This is a genomic window from Salinimonas lutimaris (assembly GCF_005222225.1).
GTDB lineage: Bacteria > Pseudomonadota > Gammaproteobacteria > Enterobacterales > Alteromonadaceae > Alteromonas > Alteromonas lutimaris.
In genome coordinates this window covers 2084602-2102430 of the sequence record NZ_CP036536.1, presented here as the reverse complement: position 1 = coordinate 2102430, position 17829 = coordinate 2084602, and the positions used below count along the sequence as shown (strand labels likewise).

At 48.7% G+C, this 17829-nt stretch carries 9 protein-coding genes; all 9 read left to right on the top strand.

Annotated elements, in window-relative coordinates:
- Positions 1-16 precede the first annotated feature (16 nt).
- The 9 genes from EZV72_RS09065 to EZV72_RS09025 all read left to right on the top strand — a co-directional run bounded on the left by EZV72_RS09065 (position 17) and on the right by EZV72_RS09025 (position 17787).
- Positions 17-1354 (top strand): sodium-dependent transporter, encoded by a 1338-nt coding sequence (locus tag EZV72_RS09065; protein WP_137166942.1) that lies wholly within the window; start codon positions 17-19, stop codon positions 1352-1354.
- 17 nt (positions 1355-1371) lie between these two features.
- Entirely contained in the window at positions 1372-2838 is a 1467-nt protein-coding gene (nhaC, locus tag EZV72_RS09060) for a Na+/H+ antiporter NhaC (RefSeq protein WP_137166941.1), read from the top strand.
- Positions 2839-2853: 15 nt separating this feature from the next.
- A complete protein-coding gene (gene pepN / locus EZV72_RS09055; RefSeq protein WP_137166940.1) occupies positions 2854-5460 on the top strand; it encodes an aminopeptidase N in 2607 nt (868 codons plus the stop codon).
- A complete protein-coding gene (locus EZV72_RS09050) occupies positions 5411-5680 on the top strand; it encodes a DUF2835 family protein (protein WP_232364397.1) in 270 nt (89 codons plus the stop codon). Before pepN ends, EZV72_RS09050 begins: the two co-directional genes overlap by 50 nt.
- 189 nt (positions 5681-5869) lie before the next feature.
- Complete coding sequence (locus tag EZV72_RS09045) at positions 5870-7936, top strand: DUF1302 domain-containing protein (RefSeq protein WP_137166939.1); 2067 nt, start codon at positions 5870-5872, stop codon at positions 7934-7936.
- A 12-nt stretch (positions 7937-7948) separates the two neighbouring features.
- The gene (locus EZV72_RS09040) at positions 7949-9316 is read left to right on the top strand and encodes a DUF1329 domain-containing protein (protein WP_137166938.1); all 1368 of its coding nucleotides are present in this window, start codon (positions 7949-7951) and stop codon (positions 9314-9316) included.
- 73 nt (positions 9317-9389) lie between these two features.
- The gene (locus EZV72_RS09035) at positions 9390-10424 is read left to right on the top strand and encodes a WD40/YVTN/BNR-like repeat-containing protein (protein ID WP_137166937.1); all 1035 of its coding nucleotides are present in this window, start codon (positions 9390-9392) and stop codon (positions 10422-10424) included.
- A gap of 9 nt (positions 10425-10433) precedes the next feature.
- Positions 10434-12755, top strand: a complete 2322-nt coding sequence (locus EZV72_RS09030) for an efflux RND transporter permease subunit (RefSeq protein WP_137166936.1) — start codon at positions 10434-10436, stop codon at positions 12753-12755.
- Between the two features lie 193 nt (positions 12756-12948).
- On the top strand, positions 12949-17787 hold the full coding sequence (locus EZV72_RS09025) for an NAD-glutamate dehydrogenase (RefSeq protein ID WP_137166935.1): 4839 nt from the start codon (positions 12949-12951) through the stop codon (positions 17785-17787).
- The last annotated feature ends 42 nt before the right edge of the window (positions 17788-17829 follow it).

Sequence of the window (17829 nt, the reverse complement as noted above, 5' to 3'; positions counted from 1 at the left end):
AATTGGGAACATACACATGGCTATGCGAGGTGAATTCTCGTCGCGTATCGGCTTTATATTAGCCGCTGCGGGATCTGCCGTCGGGTTGGGAAATATTTGGGGTTTTCCGACACAAGTTGCCACTAATGGTGGTGCGGCATTTGTGCTGGTATATCTGTTACTGGCCTTTGTTCTTTCTTACCCGGTTCTGATGGCCGAATTAATTATTGGCCGGGCAACCCGTTCCAATATGATCGATGCGCTGGGCAGTATTTCAAATGGATCTGCTATTGGCCGGGCTACCGGTGCATGGGGGTTTGTCACCGTTTCCATGATTCTGGCTTTTTATGCCATTGTAGGTGGCTGGATGCTGGCTTATCTGGCCGACGGGGCGGTATCGCTGGTTGGTGCAGACGCTGCCTCTCAGTGGCTGGTATCCTTTTCTACGCCGCGTAATATCATTTTCTGCGCCATCTTTATGGTGTTGACGTCACTGATTGTGCTGGGCGGTGTGAAAGCCGGTATTGAAAAATGGTCCGTACGTCTGATGCCAACCCTGGTGATTATCATCTTGTTATTGATTGGCTATGTCAGTATGCAGCCGGGCGCTGCCGAAGGCTGGAGTGCTTATCTGGTACCCGATTTTAGCCGCGTGTTTGAGGCCGAGTTGTTGATCAGCGCAATGGGACAGGCATTTTTCTCAATGTCATTGGGTGTCGGTACTATGCTGGTATATGGTTCTTACGTTAGCAAACAGGAAAACCTGCCGCGCATTGGTGCTTCGGTTGCGTTGGTCGATATCGGCGTTGCGATTATTGCGGGTATGCTGATTATTCCCGCCATGTATGTTGCTCTGTACAACGGTGTTGAGATTTTCAATGCTGACGGTGTACTGATTGATGGTGATAAGCTCATATTTACCGTATTGCCGGCGTTGTTCGGTTCTATCGGCACTATGGGTATTGTTGTGTCGATGGCATTCTTTGCACTCATGGGCATCGCGTCTGTCACTTCGTCGATTTCGATGCTGGAAGTACCGGTTTCATATCTGGTTGAGAGCAAAGGGATGCAACGCAAAAAAGCCGTGTGGCTGATGACCGCTATCATTTTTGCTGCCAGTTGCATCATCATGCTGAATTTCGACCAGCTCTTCGGAATGGTTGTCAAGCTAACCACCGAGTGGAGCCAGCCATTACTGGGACTGGTATTGTGTATATTTGCCGGCTGGGTCTGGCGCCGAGATGCTATTCTGGCTGAGCTTAAACAGGGCGATGAAGCCGCAGAACACAGCCTGTTCTGGAAAATCTGGCCCTGGTACGTACGTTTTGTTTGTCCGGTCATCATTGCCGTTATGTTTGTCCGTTCTGTGATCTAATTAGAAGACCTATAATAATGACTGATAAAATCAAAGAACCCTCCCTGTTAGATGCCTTGTTACCTGTTATTGCGCTGGTAATCATGATGGGCTCAGCGGTATACCTTTTTGGTGATAACTCTTCTTTCGGGCCTAACCAGATAGCGCTGCTACTGGCCACCGGTATGGCGGCTATTATAGGCATGAAAAACGGCCATAAATGGGCTGACATCGAACAGGGAATCGTCAATGGAATTTCCATGTCTCTGGGGGCATGTCTGATCCTGCTGGCTGTTGGCTCACTGATTGGCACGTGGATGCTGGCAGGCACCGTCCCGACGTTGATTTACTACGGTCTTGAACTGCTGAATCCGTCTTTCTTTTACGCAGCCAGCTGCTTGATTTGTGGCGTGGTAGCGATGAGTATTGGTAGCTCCTGGACAACCGCCGCGACAGTCGGTGTGGCCCTGATGGGTGTAGCAGCCGGGATGGATATGTCGCCGGCTATTGCTGCCGGTGCGGTTGTTTCTGGCTCTTATTTTGGCGATAAGATTTCACCTTTATCAGAAACCACCAATCTGGCCCCGGCTGTGGCAGGAACTGACTTATTTGAACACATTCGCTATATGTTGTGGACTACCATCCCCAGCTATGTGATAACCCTGATTCTGTTTGTTATTCTTGGTTTCAGCCAGTCTTCAGGCGCCAGTGTTGAACGTATTGAATCCATGCAGGTTTTGTTGGCGGAGTCGTTTGATTTAGGCTGGTATTTGCTAGTTCCGCTGGTATTGCTACTCACCCTGGCAATCAAAAAAATGCCGGCATTTCCGGCGGTATCTATTGGTGCCCTGGTTGGTGCCTTATGGGCAGTGTTGTTTCAGCAGGATGTGGTACTGTCGATGGCTGATGCATCTGACTCTTCGGCGGTCGGTACCTTAAAAGTTGTGTGGACGGCATTGTTTGACGGAGTGAGTTTCTCCACGCCGGATGAAAACCTGAACAGTCTGTTAAGCCGGGGCGGTATGTCATCTATGCTGAACACGATCTGGCTGATTATCTCTGCCATGTCATTTGGTGCGGTTTTAGAAAAAGTAGGCTTGTTAAAACGCGCGGTGAGCACCATTCTTAAAGGAGCTAAGTCAGCCGGTGACATGATTAGCCGCACAATTTTAACGTGCCTGGGAACTAACCTGGTTACCGCTGACCAGTATATTGCCATTGTAATGCCTGGCCGGATGTACAAAAAAGAATACGAAAAACGTGGCCTGCACCAGCTGAATCTGTCGCGCAGTCTTGAAGACGGCGGTACGCTGACGTCTCCACTGATCCCATGGAATACCTGTGGTGCTTACATGCATGGCGTGCTGGGTGTACACCCGTTTGAATATATTTTCTACGCGTTCTTCAACGTGATAAATCCTGTATTGGCAGTAATTTACGCCTATGTAGGTATTAAGATTCTCAGAATAAAACCTCCTTTTGAAACAAAGGAGACTGAAGCCTAATCCCAAGGAGGATGAATGAGTATGCAAGCTAAAAAACGGGCGGATTATCAGCCGCCTGTTTTTACCATTACCGATGTAAAAATGGATGTTCGCCTGCATCCGACTACCACCCGGGTGGAAACCACAAGTCAGGTAAAACGTCTTGCCAGTGAAGGTAACGCCCTGGCTTTGGACGGCGATAAAATTCAGCTTGATAGTGTGGTCATCAACGACCAGCCCCATTCTGACTATCAGGTCGTTGACGGCCAGTTGCTTATTAGCAATGTGCCCGAACAATTCACACTGACCATCGTTAACACCATCGACCCACAGAATAACCGGGCGCTTGAAGGCCTGTATTTATCTGCCGGTACATACTGTACCCAGTGTGAGGCCGAGGGCTTTCGCCGTATTACCTATTATCTGGACCGCCCGGACGTACTGGCGACGTTTGAAGTCACCCTGCACGGTGATAAGCAGCAGTATCCGACACTGCTGGCCAACGGTAATCCGATTGCCCGGGGAGATAACGATGATGGCACCCACTGGGTAACCTGGCAGGACCCGCATCCCAAGCCAAGCTATTTATTTGCAATGGTAGCCGGTGATTTTGATTTGCTGGAAGATACTTACACCACCAGCAGTGGTAAGCCAGTTAAGCTAGAGCTGTATGTAGATAAAGGTAAACGTGAGCGTGGTCATTTTGCGCTGGCGTCATTAAAGCGTGCCATGAAATGGGATGAAGATACTTTTGGGCTGGAATATGACCTGGACATCTACATGATTGTGGCTGTTGACTTCTTCAATATGGGCGCGATGGAAAATAAAGGCCTGAACGTCTTTAACAGCAAATTTGTGCTGGCTGACCAGGATAGCGCCACCGACGAAGACTTTTTTAATGTCGAGTCAGTGATTGCTCATGAATATTTCCATAACTGGACGGGTAACCGGGTCACTTGTCGTGACTGGTTTCAGCTGAGCCTGAAAGAGGGCCTGACGGTTTTTCGTGATCAGCAGTTCAGTGCTGATATGACATCACCGCTGAGCAATCGTATTAAGCATGTCAGAGTCATGCGCGAACACCAGTTTGCCGAAGATGCCAGCGCGATGAGTCATCCTATTCGTCCTGAAGAAGTCATTGAAATGAATAACTTCTATACGGTGACAGTGTATGACAAAGGCGCTGAAGTTATTCGTATGTTCCATACATTACTGGGGCCGCAAGGTTTCCGCAAAGGTATGGACGAGTATTTCCGCCGTCACGATGGTCAGGCGGTAACCTGCGACGACTTTGTCGCGGCGATGCAAACAGCAACCGACCTGGACTTATCTCATTTTGCTTTATGGTACTCGCAATCGGGCACCCCGGTTATTACCGTATCATCAGTTTTTGATGACAGCACCGGCAAAATGACCGTGACCTTATCGCAGCGTACGGCGCCCACTGCCGATCAGCGCACCAAAGCTGCCCTGTTCATGCCGGTAACCTTTGACTGTATCGATAGTCAGGGCAATCACTATAGTGATGATGATGGTTTGGTTAAAGACGGCATGGTGATTCTGGACAAATCAGAATTAACGCTGACGTTCAGCGATGTTGAAGAACCCCTGATCCCGGTGATTCTGGGTAATTTCTCTGCGCCGGCAAAAGTGCACAATGATTTGAATGCTGCGCAGTTGCTGAATGTTTTTCAGTATGCCCATGACAGTTTCAACCGCTGGGACGCGTTGCAATCATTATATAGTTGGTGCATTAACTGCTACGAGCAGGGTACGCCAGAAGCGGTAGATGACACAATCTGGCAGGGGCTTGAGGCGGTGCTGACTGGTGAGGCGGATAACCATGAGCTGCTGGGTGAATGCCTGGTTATTCCCAGCTTTGAAACATTATGCCAGACCCGTTCCCAGGTCGATGTTGCCGCGCTGAATAGTGCCCGCGACGCGTTCTGCCAGGCCTTTTCAGTCAGACTGGCCGAACCACTTAAAGCCATTTTTAACAGTATCAGTACATCCGCTTATACCTATTCACAGCAGGCAGTGAATGCCCGGCGTTGTCGCAACCAGGTATTGGTGCATCTGGCCCGACTTGACGATCAGCAAGGCGCGATTAAAACGCAGTTTGCCCAGGCCGATAACATGACAGATACACTGGGCGCACTAAAAGCCGCGCAGGCTGGGCAACGCCAGGTATTTGAAACCCTGATGGAAGAATTTGAGCAGCGCTGGAATCAGGATCCCCTGGTGCTGGATAAGTGGTTTGGCTTGCACGCTACCACGGAGCGCGACGATATTCTTAGTCAGCTGACCCTGCTTCAGCAGCATCCCCAATTTACCATTGGAAATCCGAACCGGGTGCGCGCCGTGGTGGGCAGCTTTGCTTTTTTCAATACCGCAGGTTTTCATAACCTGGATGGTTCAGGCTATAAGTTTGTGACGGATTACCTGATGGAACTTGATAAGGTCAATCCTCAGGTTGCAGCCCGTATCGTGACGCCGCTGACGCAATGGCACAACTTTAGTCCGGCGCATCAGCAGCTCATGAAAACGCAACTGAATCGTTTGCTGGGAGTGAAGGAGCTGAGCAGCGACTTGTTTGAAAAAGTCAGTAAAAGTCTGGCGTACCAATCCAACAGTGAACAATAACAAGGTTTACTATTTTCAGCTGTCAGTGTCTTACACCGAGTGTGAGGCACTGTACCAGCCATCTTTGAAAAACGTGATCATGACCGCAGACAGCGGTCATCGCGTGCAGATCCCCACCTCTCGTCTGCGTCCTTTTGTCACTTCCCTGGGCCTGAAAGGCTACTTTCGTCTTACTATCTCCCCACAGAATAAAATTCTTCTATTTGAACGTTTGCATTAGCAAAAACGCAAATCATCAACCATTTTTATAGTAGTCCATTAACTAATTGAATCGCTTTGCGTTATTCAAGATGTTAACTGGTAGGATTTGTTCTTGCGAAAGTTTAAAAATGATGTAAATATTTAGTTAATCGTTATGGTTGGTCCAAAGACCTGCATCACCAAAACGTCAACTTGGGAGAATAAAAACATGACAACAAGGCTTCGCGCATTTAAAAAGTCACCCGTTGCAGCTGGTGTAATTGCCTTACTGGGTGTCGCGACACAATCCGCCAATGCGGCCAATTGGCAAATCGGTGACGCAAGTGTCACTTTGGACTCAACTTTTACGCTGGCAACCAGTATTCGTACTGAAAGCCGGGATTATGATCTGATAGGGCAAAGTAACTTTCCCCAGTTTGACTGGACCGGTTACAACGCAGCAACCAATGTGATCTATCCCAGTGCCGATGTGTGGGCACTGGCGCAGGGTGGGTCCTACTCGACCAACGGGGACTTAGGAAATCTGGCGCACGATCCAGGCGAAGCGTTTTCTTCTCAGGTTGCCGGTAACCATGAACTTGATGTGAATTTTGGTGATTACGGTTTCTTTTTCCGGGGATTCTGGTTCTATGATTTTGAACAGGAAAATGGAACCACGGCCTATGCCAACCCGATTACCGGTGAACATTATGACTTGTGTGCAGACTCTGAAGCCAAAGATCTGCTATGTGCTGATATTCGCCTGCTGGATGCGTTCTTCTACGGTGACTGGTGGGTAGGCGACAAGCCGCTCACAGTTCGGGTAGGGCGTCAGGTTATCAGCTGGGGCGAAAGTACCTTTATCCAGCATGGTATCAATACCACTAACCCGGTGGATGTAACCCGTGCCCGGGCGCCAGGTGCAGAGTTAAAAGAAGTATTTATACCGGTGGGTATGGTCTATGCCTCACTAGGCTTAACCGACACGGTCAGCGTTTCAGGTTATTATCAGTATGAATGGGAAGCCAGCTGGTTGCCTGTGGCTGGTAGTTACTTTGCGACCAATGATTTTGCCGGTGAGGGCGGTCAGCGCAATAATGTACAGCTAGGTTTTGGCGGCAACCCGGACATCAATCTGGATGTTTTACTCACCCAGCTGAATCAACTGGGCGCTGCTTTGGGTAATGGTGCAGATCCTGCGCAGATTTCAGCAGCCTATCTGGCATACCCAACAAAAGTTACGGTGCGTGGTTACTCTGATGAAGCGCATATTGATGCTGATGATCAGGGACAGTTTGGTTTGCGCCTGACCTGGTTTGCAGAGGACTTTAATGAAACTGAGTTCAGTTTCTATCATATCAACTATCATAGCCAGCGCCCGCTGTCGTCAGGGATTACGTCTGACTTCTCAGCAGAAGCGATTGGTGCCGACCTCAACTATCTGGCCACCAATACCCTAACCCGCGACAATATCACAGACCTACAGGCGTTCAGTAAAACACAATTTATTTATCCTGAAGATATCAAACTCTACGGCATCAGCTTTAACACCAATATTGGTACCACAGCGCTTGCCGGTGAAATAGCTTACCGTGTGGATGAGCCGGTACAGATTGACGATGTTGAACTGCTTTACGAAGCCATGCCACAGCAGCTGGCTAATGCAGGTCTGCGTCCGGATCTGGACGGTATCTCCCAGCTCGGCAACATCGGTCGGAGTACTGCACCGGGCGAATATGCCGATGGATTTCTGTTAACGGATACTGTTCAGGCTCAGTTTAGTGTGTCTCATGTATTCGGACCCAAGTTTGGTACTGATAATTTTGTCCTGTTGGGTGAAGCCGGCTATGTCAATATTCTGGATATGCCGGATCCCAATGTTATTCGTTTGAATGCACCTAATACGACCCGTACACCTTCTTTAGAGCCGACACCGGATGGCAATCGTCGCCAGGGGTTGCACATTGGTTTGTCGAACGGGCCGGAAACTAATCCGTTTGCCACAGAGAGTGCCTGGGGCTATCGCCTGCTGGCAGTGGCAGATTACAACAATATTATGGCAGGCGTGAATCTGCGAGTTCGTGGCACTTTCTCGCACGATGTCAACGGTACTACGCCTGATCCGTTATTTTTGTTCCTTGAAGATACTAAATCTGCCAATCTGTCATTGACGTTTGACTACCTGAACCGCTGGTCGGCGACGGCATCTTACAACACATTTTGGGGTGGCATTGGTAACACCAACGCGCTGTCTGACCGCGATTTTGTGTCTTTCAACATCAAGTACTCGATTTAAGGAGTTAATAATATGATGAGAAAAATTGGAATTATTGCTGCTGCCGTGTCGTTATCGCTGGCAGCGGGAAGTTCGCTGGCCAAAGTGTCGGAAGATGAAGCCAAAAAGTTAGGCGACAGCCTGACACCACTAGGTGGCGAGATGGCTGCGAATGCTGATGGAAGCATCCCTGCCTGGGACGGCGGTATTACCAAAGCACCGGAAGGATTCAGTGTTGGTGACCACCATATCGATCCGTACGCAAATGACAAAGTCGAATTCACCATTACTGGTAGCAATTATAAAGACTACGCGGAGTTTTTATCCGAAGGTCAGATGAAGTTATTCGAAGCCTATCCGGATACCTTCACCATGCCGGTGTATCCAACCCGCCGCAGTGCGTCAAACCCACAGGATGCTTACGATGCCTCAAAAGCTAACGCAACCCGTGCTGAGCTGATTGAAGGTGGTAACGGTATTAAGGGCGCAGTGAAAGGCGTTCCGTTTCCTATTCCGCAAAACGGGATGGAAGCTATCTGGAATCATATCGTGCGCTACCGTGGTGAGGCGGTTGAGCGTTATGCAGGACAGGCGGCGGTCACGTCATCCGGTGATTACAATGTAATTGGTTTTGAAGAACAACTACTCACTAAATATGCAGCAGAAGGCATTACGCCTGAAGAGCTGTATGAAGAAAATATCCTGTTTATGTTTAAGCAAAAAGTGACCAAACCAGCTCGATTAGCGGGTACTGCACTGCTGGTTCACGAAACCGTGGATCAGATCAAGCAGCCGCGTCGTGCATGGACATACAACACCGGTCAGCGCCGGGTTCGTGCAGCCCCTAATATTGCTTATGACACACCGGGAACCGCCGCTGATGGTCTGCGTACCACGGATGATTTTGATATGTTCTCCGGGTCGCCTAACCGCTATAACTGGGAGTTGAAAGGCAAAAAAGAAATGTATGTTGCCTATAACAACTACAAACTGCATAGCGACAAGGTGACTTATGATGAGATTTTGACACCGAACCATGTTAATCCGGACCTGACCCGCTGGGAAAAGCACCGGGTATGGGTGGTTGAAGCGACGCTTAAAGACGAATTCCGCCATGTTTATCAAAAGCGGGTCTTCTTCATTGACGAAGATAGCTGGCAGATCCAGGTTGCCGATATGTATGACAACCGTGGTGAGCTATATCGTGTCAGTCTGTCTTACGGTATAAATTACTATGAGGTGCCGACTTACTGGTCAACGCTGGATGTCTATCATGATCTGAACTCTCGCCGTTACCTGGCTCTGGGTCTGGACAACGAAGAAGACATGTACGATTTCTCCGTACGTCCACGGGAAGTTGAATTTACACCACAGGCTCTTCGTCGCGAAGGTAAGCGTTAAATTTCTACTCCTTGGAAGATGGCTGGTGAGCCCGCCATCTTCACCTCGTGTTCTTTATTTTCAGGATAGTCTTATGAAAAAACCACTGACAGCACTGGCTGCCCTGGTGTTAAGTGCGTCTGTCAGCGCACAAAGCGCCTATCAGGCCCCGTTGGTTAAGCAGTCTTTGCTCCTTGATGTTGCCGCTGATAAGCAGGTTGTTATGGTGGGTGAGCGTGGTCATATTTTACTGTCCGCTGATGGCGAGAAATTCAATCAGGCAGACGTTCCGACTACTGCAACACTGACCGCCACAACCATGGTGGGTGAGCATGTCTGGGCGGTCGGCCATGACGCTACCATCATCCATTCTGCAGATCAGGGAAAAACCTGGGAAATACAATTTGAGAAACCAAAACTGGAACGTCCGTTTCTGGATGTCCACTTTTTTAATTCACAGCACGGTATTGCGATAGGCGCTTACGGTTTATTCCTGCGCACCCGCGATGGCGGACAAAACTGGAAACCAGAGTTACATGCCTCCCTGCTTGACCCTTATGATCGCGAATACCTGGAAGAAATTCGCGCAGAAGATGAAGCTTTCTATGAACAGGAGCTGGGCTCTATACTTCCCCACCTGAACCGGGTTACTCAAGTGGGTGAACGACTTTACCTGGCTGGTGAGGCCGGCGCTCTGGCCTACAGTGATGATAACGGTGAGTCCTGGAATCGTTATCAGGTTGACTACACCGGTTCATTTTTTGATATTCAACCTCTTGATGACAGCACAATGCTGGCCGTAGGGCTACGCGGCAACATTTTTGTTATGCGTGAGGAGGGGGCATGGGAGTATGTAAAAACCTGCTCAACCAGCACGCTGAATTCCATTCTGGTCATCAATGAGAAGAAAATTGCGGCGTTAGGTAACAACGGCATGATTGTCACTATGCAGCGTCCGTTACCAGTCAGTACGCCTGAGCCCTACGCGAATCCGGCTAATTGCAAGCCTGCGCAGGGCATTAGTGTTTCTCAAATCAAAGACAAAGCCGCCATTGTCAATGCAGTGATGTTTAAGGGTCATACGCTGGCCGTCACCGCAAATGGTATTCACCAACTTAACGTAGAATAAGAATGAATTATGTCTGGTATTACCCATTTTCTTGAAAGGCTGGTATTCGCCAACCGAAAGATTGTTGTCGGCCTGTTTATTCTGGCCACTGCATTCTTATTGTTTCAGGCATCCCAAATGCGTCTGGATGCCGGCTTTGAAAAAAATATTCCGCTTAACCACGACTACATGCAAACCTATATGGAGCACCGTAAAGATTTTGGTGGCGCCAATGGCATTTATGTCTCGGTATGTGACACCAGCGGCAATATCTACAATACGGAGTTTTTTGACACGCTGAAAAACGTGCACGACCAGTTATTTTTTATTAATGGCGTTGATCGCTCTCTGGTTGTATCTCTGTTTGCGCCATCTACCCGGTTTACCGAAATTGTAGAAGGGGGCTTCTCCGGGGGGCCTGTCATTCCGGCAGATTTTAATTCCCAGAACCAAAAAGCGCTGGATAAAGTGGCAGACAATGTCGAAAAAGCCAATATTGTTGGCCGACAGGTCTCCAATGACTATAGCTGTGCGATGGTCACCGCCCAGTTACTTGAACTGGACCCGGAAACCGGTGAACCGCTGGATACGCTCGCGATAGCCCAGCAACTGGAAACCGACCTGCGTAACCAGTTTGAAAACGACCGTATCACGGTGCATGTCATCGGCTTTGCCAAGATGATTGGTGATGTAGCTGATGGTGCCAAAGATGTTGTTCTGTTTTTTGCTGTGGCCCTGGCTATCACCGCTGTCATGGTGTACTTCTTCTCCCGCAGCATCATGCTCACGCTGCTACCACTATTGTGTTCAGTGATTGCGGTTATCTGGCAACTGGGCTTACTGACTGTGATGGGCTTTGGTCTGGATCCCATGTCAATTCTCGTACCGTTTCTGGTTTTCGCTATTGGTGTGTCTCACGGCGTACAGATGATCAATGCCGTCGAAAAGCGTGCTGTTGCCGGTGAAACTGCTTTACAGGCATCAACCCATGCATTTCGTACTTTGTTGATCCCCGGCGGCATCGCGCTGCTGTCTGATACCGTGGGATTTATGACCCTGCTGGTCATTGATATCGGTATTATTCGTGAACTGGCTATTACCGCCAGTATGGGAGTTGCGGTCATTATTCTGACTAACCTGGTATTGCTGCCGGTGCTAATGAGTTTCCTGAATCTTGATCATAAGTACATGGAAGATTTTGAAGCTAAAGAAGCGCATACCTCGGGTTTCTGGAAGATGATTGCCAGCTGCGCTGATAAAAAGCCGGCTTATGTGATTCTTATTGTCACCGCGTTGTTATTTGGCTTTGGCCTGGTGCAATCACAAAAAATGAAGATAGGGGATTTACATGCCGGTGCTCCAGCACTGCATGAAGATTCTCGCTACAACCAGGATACCTTTCTTATCACCGACAAATACGAGGTTACCGTTGACTATCTGTCTGTTCTGGTTGAAACCACCGGTGATGCCTGTACCTCCTATGATGTCATGCGGGCCATTGATGATTTTCAGTGGAAGATGGAAAACGTCGAGGGTGTTCAGTCTGGTGTATCACTGGCCTCCGTGGCTAAGGTGGTGAATGCCGGTTACAACGAAGGTAACGCGAACTGGCAGGTTTTACCGCGTAACCAACAAACACTGGTACAGGCCATTTCGCGAATCCCTACCTCATCGGGCCTGTTAAATGGTGACTGTTCTGTGATGCCGGTTATCCTGTTTATGGAAGACCATAAAGCCGAAACGATCTCAAGAGTCGTGGATGCCGTAAAGGAATTCCGCGCTGAATATGCAACTGATGATCTGAAATTCAGTCTGGCTTCTGGCCCTGTAGGGGTTATGGCAGCCACCAATGAGGCGGTGAGTGAAGCGCAGTTACCAATGATGGCCTATGTATTTGGTGCTGTTATTTTGTTGTGTTTGCTGAGTTTCCGTTCTTTGCGGGCGACACTGTCAGTGGTTATTCCACTTTATGTAGTGTCGATTCTGGCGCAGGCACTGATGACCTACCTGCAAATAGGGTTAACCGTTTCTACCTTACCGGTTATCGCTCTGGGTGTGGGGATCGGGGTAGATTATGGTATTTATATCCTGTCTACCATGAATGCACGCATAAAAGCCGGAGACACGGTTCAGCAAGCGTATTTGCAGGCACTCAAAGAGCGCGGCAGTGCGGTGCTGTTTACCGGTATTACGCTGGCAATAGGCGTCAGTACCTGGGTATTTTCTTCACTGAAGTTCCAGATGGACATGGGCATTCTGCTTACCTTTATGTTTGTGGTGAACATGCTTGGTGCAATCATTGTACTGCCGGCCCTGGCCCGGGTACTCTGGTTTCGCCAGAATGAGGACTGACCACTTAATTGTGCAAAAATAATTTTGCATAGGTAAGCAGAAAAAAGGGCCGTGAGGCCCTTTTTTATAGGCGTTTTTTGCATAGTTATCTATGCTGTTAATATTTCGTTAAACAAGGGCTTTAAAAGGGCCAGATATTTAGCGAAAATGACTAAGGTTTTTCCGCACTTAAGAAAAAATTTAAGGTTTATACATGACAGTCACCTCTAAGCGGCACTCTGTACTATTAGATAATGTATTCTCGCTCATAGATAAGAAGGTGGATGCAAAGCAAAAGCCGTTGGTAAAACAGTTCGGGCAACTTCTGTATAAGAACATATCGAATGAAGATCTCGAACATCGCAATGATAGCGATTTATATGGTGCAACCCTCAGCCTTTGGAATGTACTCTACAATTTTGATAAACAAAGCCCGTACATTCGGGTGTTTAATCCGGAAATCTCAAAACATGGCTGGCACTCTGGCCACACCATTGTAGAGATTATCGTTAAGGATATGCCATTTCTGGTTGATTCTGTGCGTATGGCACTGAATCGACTGAATATTACTGCTCACCTTTTTCTGCACAGTCCAATTGCACTTGAGCGGAACAAAGATAACCATATCGCTGCTTTTGTTGATTCAGGTCACGCCAAGACAGGCCAGGAGAAAGAAACCGTCCTGTTTATAGAAGTTGACCGCCAGACCAACAAAAAGGATCTGGACGCGCTGACCAAAGAACTGCACTCGCTAGTGTCTGAAGTGTCGCTGGCTGTCAGCGACTGGCAACCAATGGCCGACAAGCTGGCTGACGTTAAAGACAACGTGAAAAAGCTAAACTGGCCGGTTGATAAACATAATACTGATCAGGCACTTTCTTTTTTAACCTGGCTGGCCGACCACAACTTCACCATGATGGGATACCGCTATTATGACGTGAAGGCGATTGAAGGTGATCACCGCTGGATTCCTAATAACGATACCAGCCTGGGCCTGATGAAAAACTCCATCAGCGAACGTGAGCGCCTGCTATCTAAACTGCCAGCCTCAGCCAGAGAAGAAGCTCTGAGCGAACATCCGCTGATGCTGACCAAAACCAACAGCCGATCACGGGTCCATCGCCCGGCATTTATGGATTATGTGGGGGTCAAGGTATTTAACAAGCAAGGGCAGGTCATTGGTGAACACCGTTTCCTGGGCTTGTATTCAGCTTCTTTCTACAACTCCAGCGTGACCCAGCTGCCTATCTTGCGTGAAAAAATCAGCAAAATTACCGAGCTTAGCGGATTTGACAAAGGCACTCATGCGTTTAAGGCATTTGTTAATATTGTAGAAACCTATCCACGGGATGAACTGTTGCAAACACCGGCCGATGAACTCAGCCAGATTGTGATGGGCATTTTCCAGATGCAGGAGCGTGGTATTACACGTCTGTTTATCCGCAAAGATGTATTCGGACGATTCTTTTCCTGTATGGTGTATGTACCGCGGGAACGCTACAACACAGAGTTGCGTAAAGAAACACAGGCATTACTTAAGTCATCACTGGGCGCAGTTGAAGAAGTGGAATTTACCACTTTCTTTTCTGAATCTGTGTATGCCCGTACCCATTATATTGCCCGGGTCGAGGACAACAACGCGGAATACGATGTGAAAGAAATTGAACAGAATATTATTGAGCTGACCAAGACATGGAATGACCGGCTGGCAAACGCGATCACCCAGGCCTACGGCGAAGCGGGCGGTAAGGCCATTGAGCGTAAATACAACAATGCTTTCAGCCGCAGCTACAAAGAACAAAACCTGCCTACTGCAGCACTGATTGATATTGATAAGCTGGAAGCGCTGAATCCGGACCACAAACTGGATATGCTGTTCTATCGTCCACAGGAAGAAGGCAAAAACAGCGACATTGTTAAGCTGAAACTGTTCCACAAAGCAGAGCCAATTCACCTGTCAGACGTCCTGCCCATGCTGGAAAACTTCGGCTTACGGGTTATTGATGAAAGTCCGTTTAAAATTACCTGTGCTGAAGGTGCGTTAAACTGGGTGATGGACTTTACCATGCTGCACAAAGCCAGCGAAAAGCTGGAAATGGAAACCGCCCAGACCTTGTTTCAGGATGCGTTTGCCAAAGTATGGAATAACACGCTGGAAGATGACGCATTTAACCGTCTGATTCTGGGCGCAGGCATGACGGGCCGTAAGGTCACCGTCCTGCGTGCGTATGCAAAATATATGCGTCAGACCGGCAGCTCCTTTAGCCGTGACTATATCGCCAATACACTGTCTAACTATCCTAAGATTGCCAAATTGCTGGTCACTTATTTTGACCTGCGGTTTAATCCGGCGAAAAAGCGGACTAAGAAAAAAGAAGAAACCACCTTTGACGAAATCAAGTCACAGCTGGACAACGTCAGTAACCTGGATGATGACCGTATTATTCGTCGTTATCTGGACATGATGCAGGCAACACTGCGGACTAACTTCTATCAGAATGATGACGAGGGTAATGAGAAACCTTATGTCTCGTTTAAGCTGTCACCGGACATGATCCCCGAAATGCCGCTGCCACTGCCTAAGTTTGAGATTTTTGTTTACTCACCGAAGGTGGAAGGCGTGCATCTGCGCGGCGGAAAAGTGGCCCGTGGTGGTCTGCGCTGGTCTGATCGTCAGGAAGACTTCCGCACCGAGATTCTGGGGCTGGTAAAAGCTCAGCAGGTTAAAAATACGGTGATTGTACCGGTAGGTGCCAAAGGTGGCTTTGTATGTAAACAGCTGCCGGTGGCAGAAGGCCGCGAAGCCATGCAGGCTGAAGGTCAGGCATGCTATCGCACCTTTATCCGCAGTTTGTTGGATATTACCGACAATATTGTCAATGGTGAAATTGTACCGCCTAAAGATGTGGTTCGTCTGGACGACGATGACCCGTATCTGGTGGTAGCGGCCGATAAAGGCACTGCCACATTCTCGGATATCGCCAACGGTATTTCCAATGAATATAATTTCTGGATGGGCGATGCATTTGCTTCTGGCGGCAGTATTGGTTATGACCACAAGAAGATGGCCATTACCGCCCGAGGTGCCTGGGAGTCTGTGAAACGCCATTTCCGTGAAGTTGGCATTGACTGCCAGACCACCGATTTTACTGCGGTGGGTATCGGTGATATGGCCGGCGATGTGTTTGGTAATGGTATGCTGTTATCTGAGCACACCCGTTTGATTTCAGCGTTTAACCACCTGCATATCTTCTTTGACCCTGATCCGGATGCCGCCACCAGCTATGCTGAGCGCAAACGGTTATTTGAAAATCCTCGTCTGACCTGGGATGACTACAATAAAGAGCTTATCTCCAAAGGCGGTGGTGTGTTCTCCCGTTCGGCCAAGTCAATCAAACTGACACCAGAGATGAAAAAGCTGCTGGGTACCCGTCAGATGACAATGACCCCGAACGAGCTGATTCACAACATTCTGAAAATGCCGGTAGACCTCATCTGGAACGGCGGTATCGGTACGTACATTAAGAGCAAGAAAGAGTCGCACGCTGAAGTGGGCGACCGGGCCAATGATGATCTGCGGGTCAATGGCCGGGATGTACAGGCCAAAATTGTGGGTGAGGGCGGTAACCTGGGCTTAACCCAGCTTGGTCGGGTGGAATACGCCGCCAACGGCGGCCGGGTTAACACCGACTTTATCGACAATGTTGGCGGGGTAGATTGCTCGGATAACGAAGTTAACATTAAGATTCTGCTTAACAGTCTGGTGAATAGCGGCGACCTGACCGTCAAGCAGCGCAATAACCTGCTGTACGACATGACCGATGATGTGGCTAAACTGGTGATTCAGGACTGCTATCGTCAAACCCAGTCTATTTCCATTACTGAACGTGCCGGTGTCTCTACGCTTAAAGAACAGCTGCGCTTTATTCACGGTCTTGAACGTGATGGCAAGCTGAATCGCGAACTGGAATTTATTCCGACCGACGATGAAATTTCAGACCGGGTTGCCGCCGATCGCGGACTGACCCGTCCGGAGCTTAGCGTGCTGATTGCCTATGGCAAAATGGTATTAAAAGATGAGCTGAATATTCCGGCAATTACTGACAATGCGTATCACGGCCGCTTACTGGTAGAGGCTTTCCCTGCTGTGCTGCGGGATAAGTTTGCCGAGCAAATGCAGCAGCATCCGCTGCGCGGTGAAATTATTGCCACTAAGTTAACCAATAACATGATTAACGATATGGGGCTGAACTTTGTTTTTCGCATGCAGGAAGAAACCGGTGCAACGGTAGATGAGATTGCGAATGCTTACTCAATTGTTAAAGGCATTTTCAATATCGGCTCACTGTGGAAAGACATTGAAGCGCTGGACAACAGAATTGATGCTGATCTGCAACTGCGGATGCTGGAAAACGCCCGTCGGATCATGCGCCGTACCGCGCGCTGGTATATCCGCCACGGTAATCTGAACATGGGAATTCAGGAAGCCATTGATGCCTATCGCAGTACGTTTGATCATCTGAGCCAGAACCTGCAAAGCTATCTGGTTAAAGATGAGTATACCGCGCTTGAAAAAGCTACCAAAAAACTGGTTGATAATGGTGTGCCGGAAGAGCTGGCGTACAAGGTCGCCAGTTTCTCTAATATGTTCTCGGCACTGGATATTGCTCAGATTGATGAAAATGACCCGCATTCCACAGCGATAATTTCTAATCTGTACTTCCAGCTGGGTAACAAGCTTGAGCTGCACTGGTTCCTTGACCAGATTAACAACCAGGCAGTCAGCAACCACTGGCAGGCACTGGCCCGGGCTTCGTATCGTGAAGAACTGGACTGGCAGCAGCGCTCTATTACCGCGAATCTGCTGGCCAGCCGTCCGGATGCCACCGATGCGGACGAAGTGCTTAACAGCTGGATGGACAATAATCAGGCGCTGTTAAAACGCTGGTATCACATGATGTCAGAGTTTAAAACCAGCTCTGCACACGATTTTGCGAAGTTTTCCGTCGCTTTACGTGAATTGATGCTTTTAAGCGTGAAGTCTAACCATTAGAATAGCGTTATTCGTCGAATCAAAGCCCTGTGACTGACAGGG

What these genes read in the sequence shown, in the direction of transcription:
- EZV72_RS09065 (WP_137166942.1), top strand. Translation starts at nt 17, where the DNA reads ATGGCTATGCGAGGTGAATTCTCGTCGCGTATCGGCTTTATATTAGCC.
- nhaC (WP_137166941.1), top strand. Translation starts at nt 1,372, where the DNA reads ATGACTGATAAAATCAAAGAACCCTCCCTGTTAGATGCCTTGTTACCT.
- pepN (WP_137166940.1), top strand. Translation starts at nt 2,854, where the DNA reads ATGAGTATGCAAGCTAAAAAACGGGCGGATTATCAGCCGCCTGTTTTT.
- EZV72_RS09045 (WP_137166939.1), top strand. Translation starts at nt 5,870, where the DNA reads ATGACAACAAGGCTTCGCGCATTTAAAAAGTCACCCGTTGCAGCTGGT.
- EZV72_RS09040 (WP_137166938.1), top strand. Translation starts at nt 7,949, where the DNA reads ATGATGAGAAAAATTGGAATTATTGCTGCTGCCGTGTCGTTATCGCTG.
- EZV72_RS09035 (WP_137166937.1), top strand. Translation starts at nt 9,390, where the DNA reads ATGAAAAAACCACTGACAGCACTGGCTGCCCTGGTGTTAAGTGCGTCT.
- EZV72_RS09030 (WP_137166936.1), top strand. Translation starts at nt 10,434, where the DNA reads ATGTCTGGTATTACCCATTTTCTTGAAAGGCTGGTATTCGCCAACCGA.
- EZV72_RS09025 (WP_137166935.1), top strand. Translation starts at nt 12,949, where the DNA reads ATGACAGTCACCTCTAAGCGGCACTCTGTACTATTAGATAATGTATTC.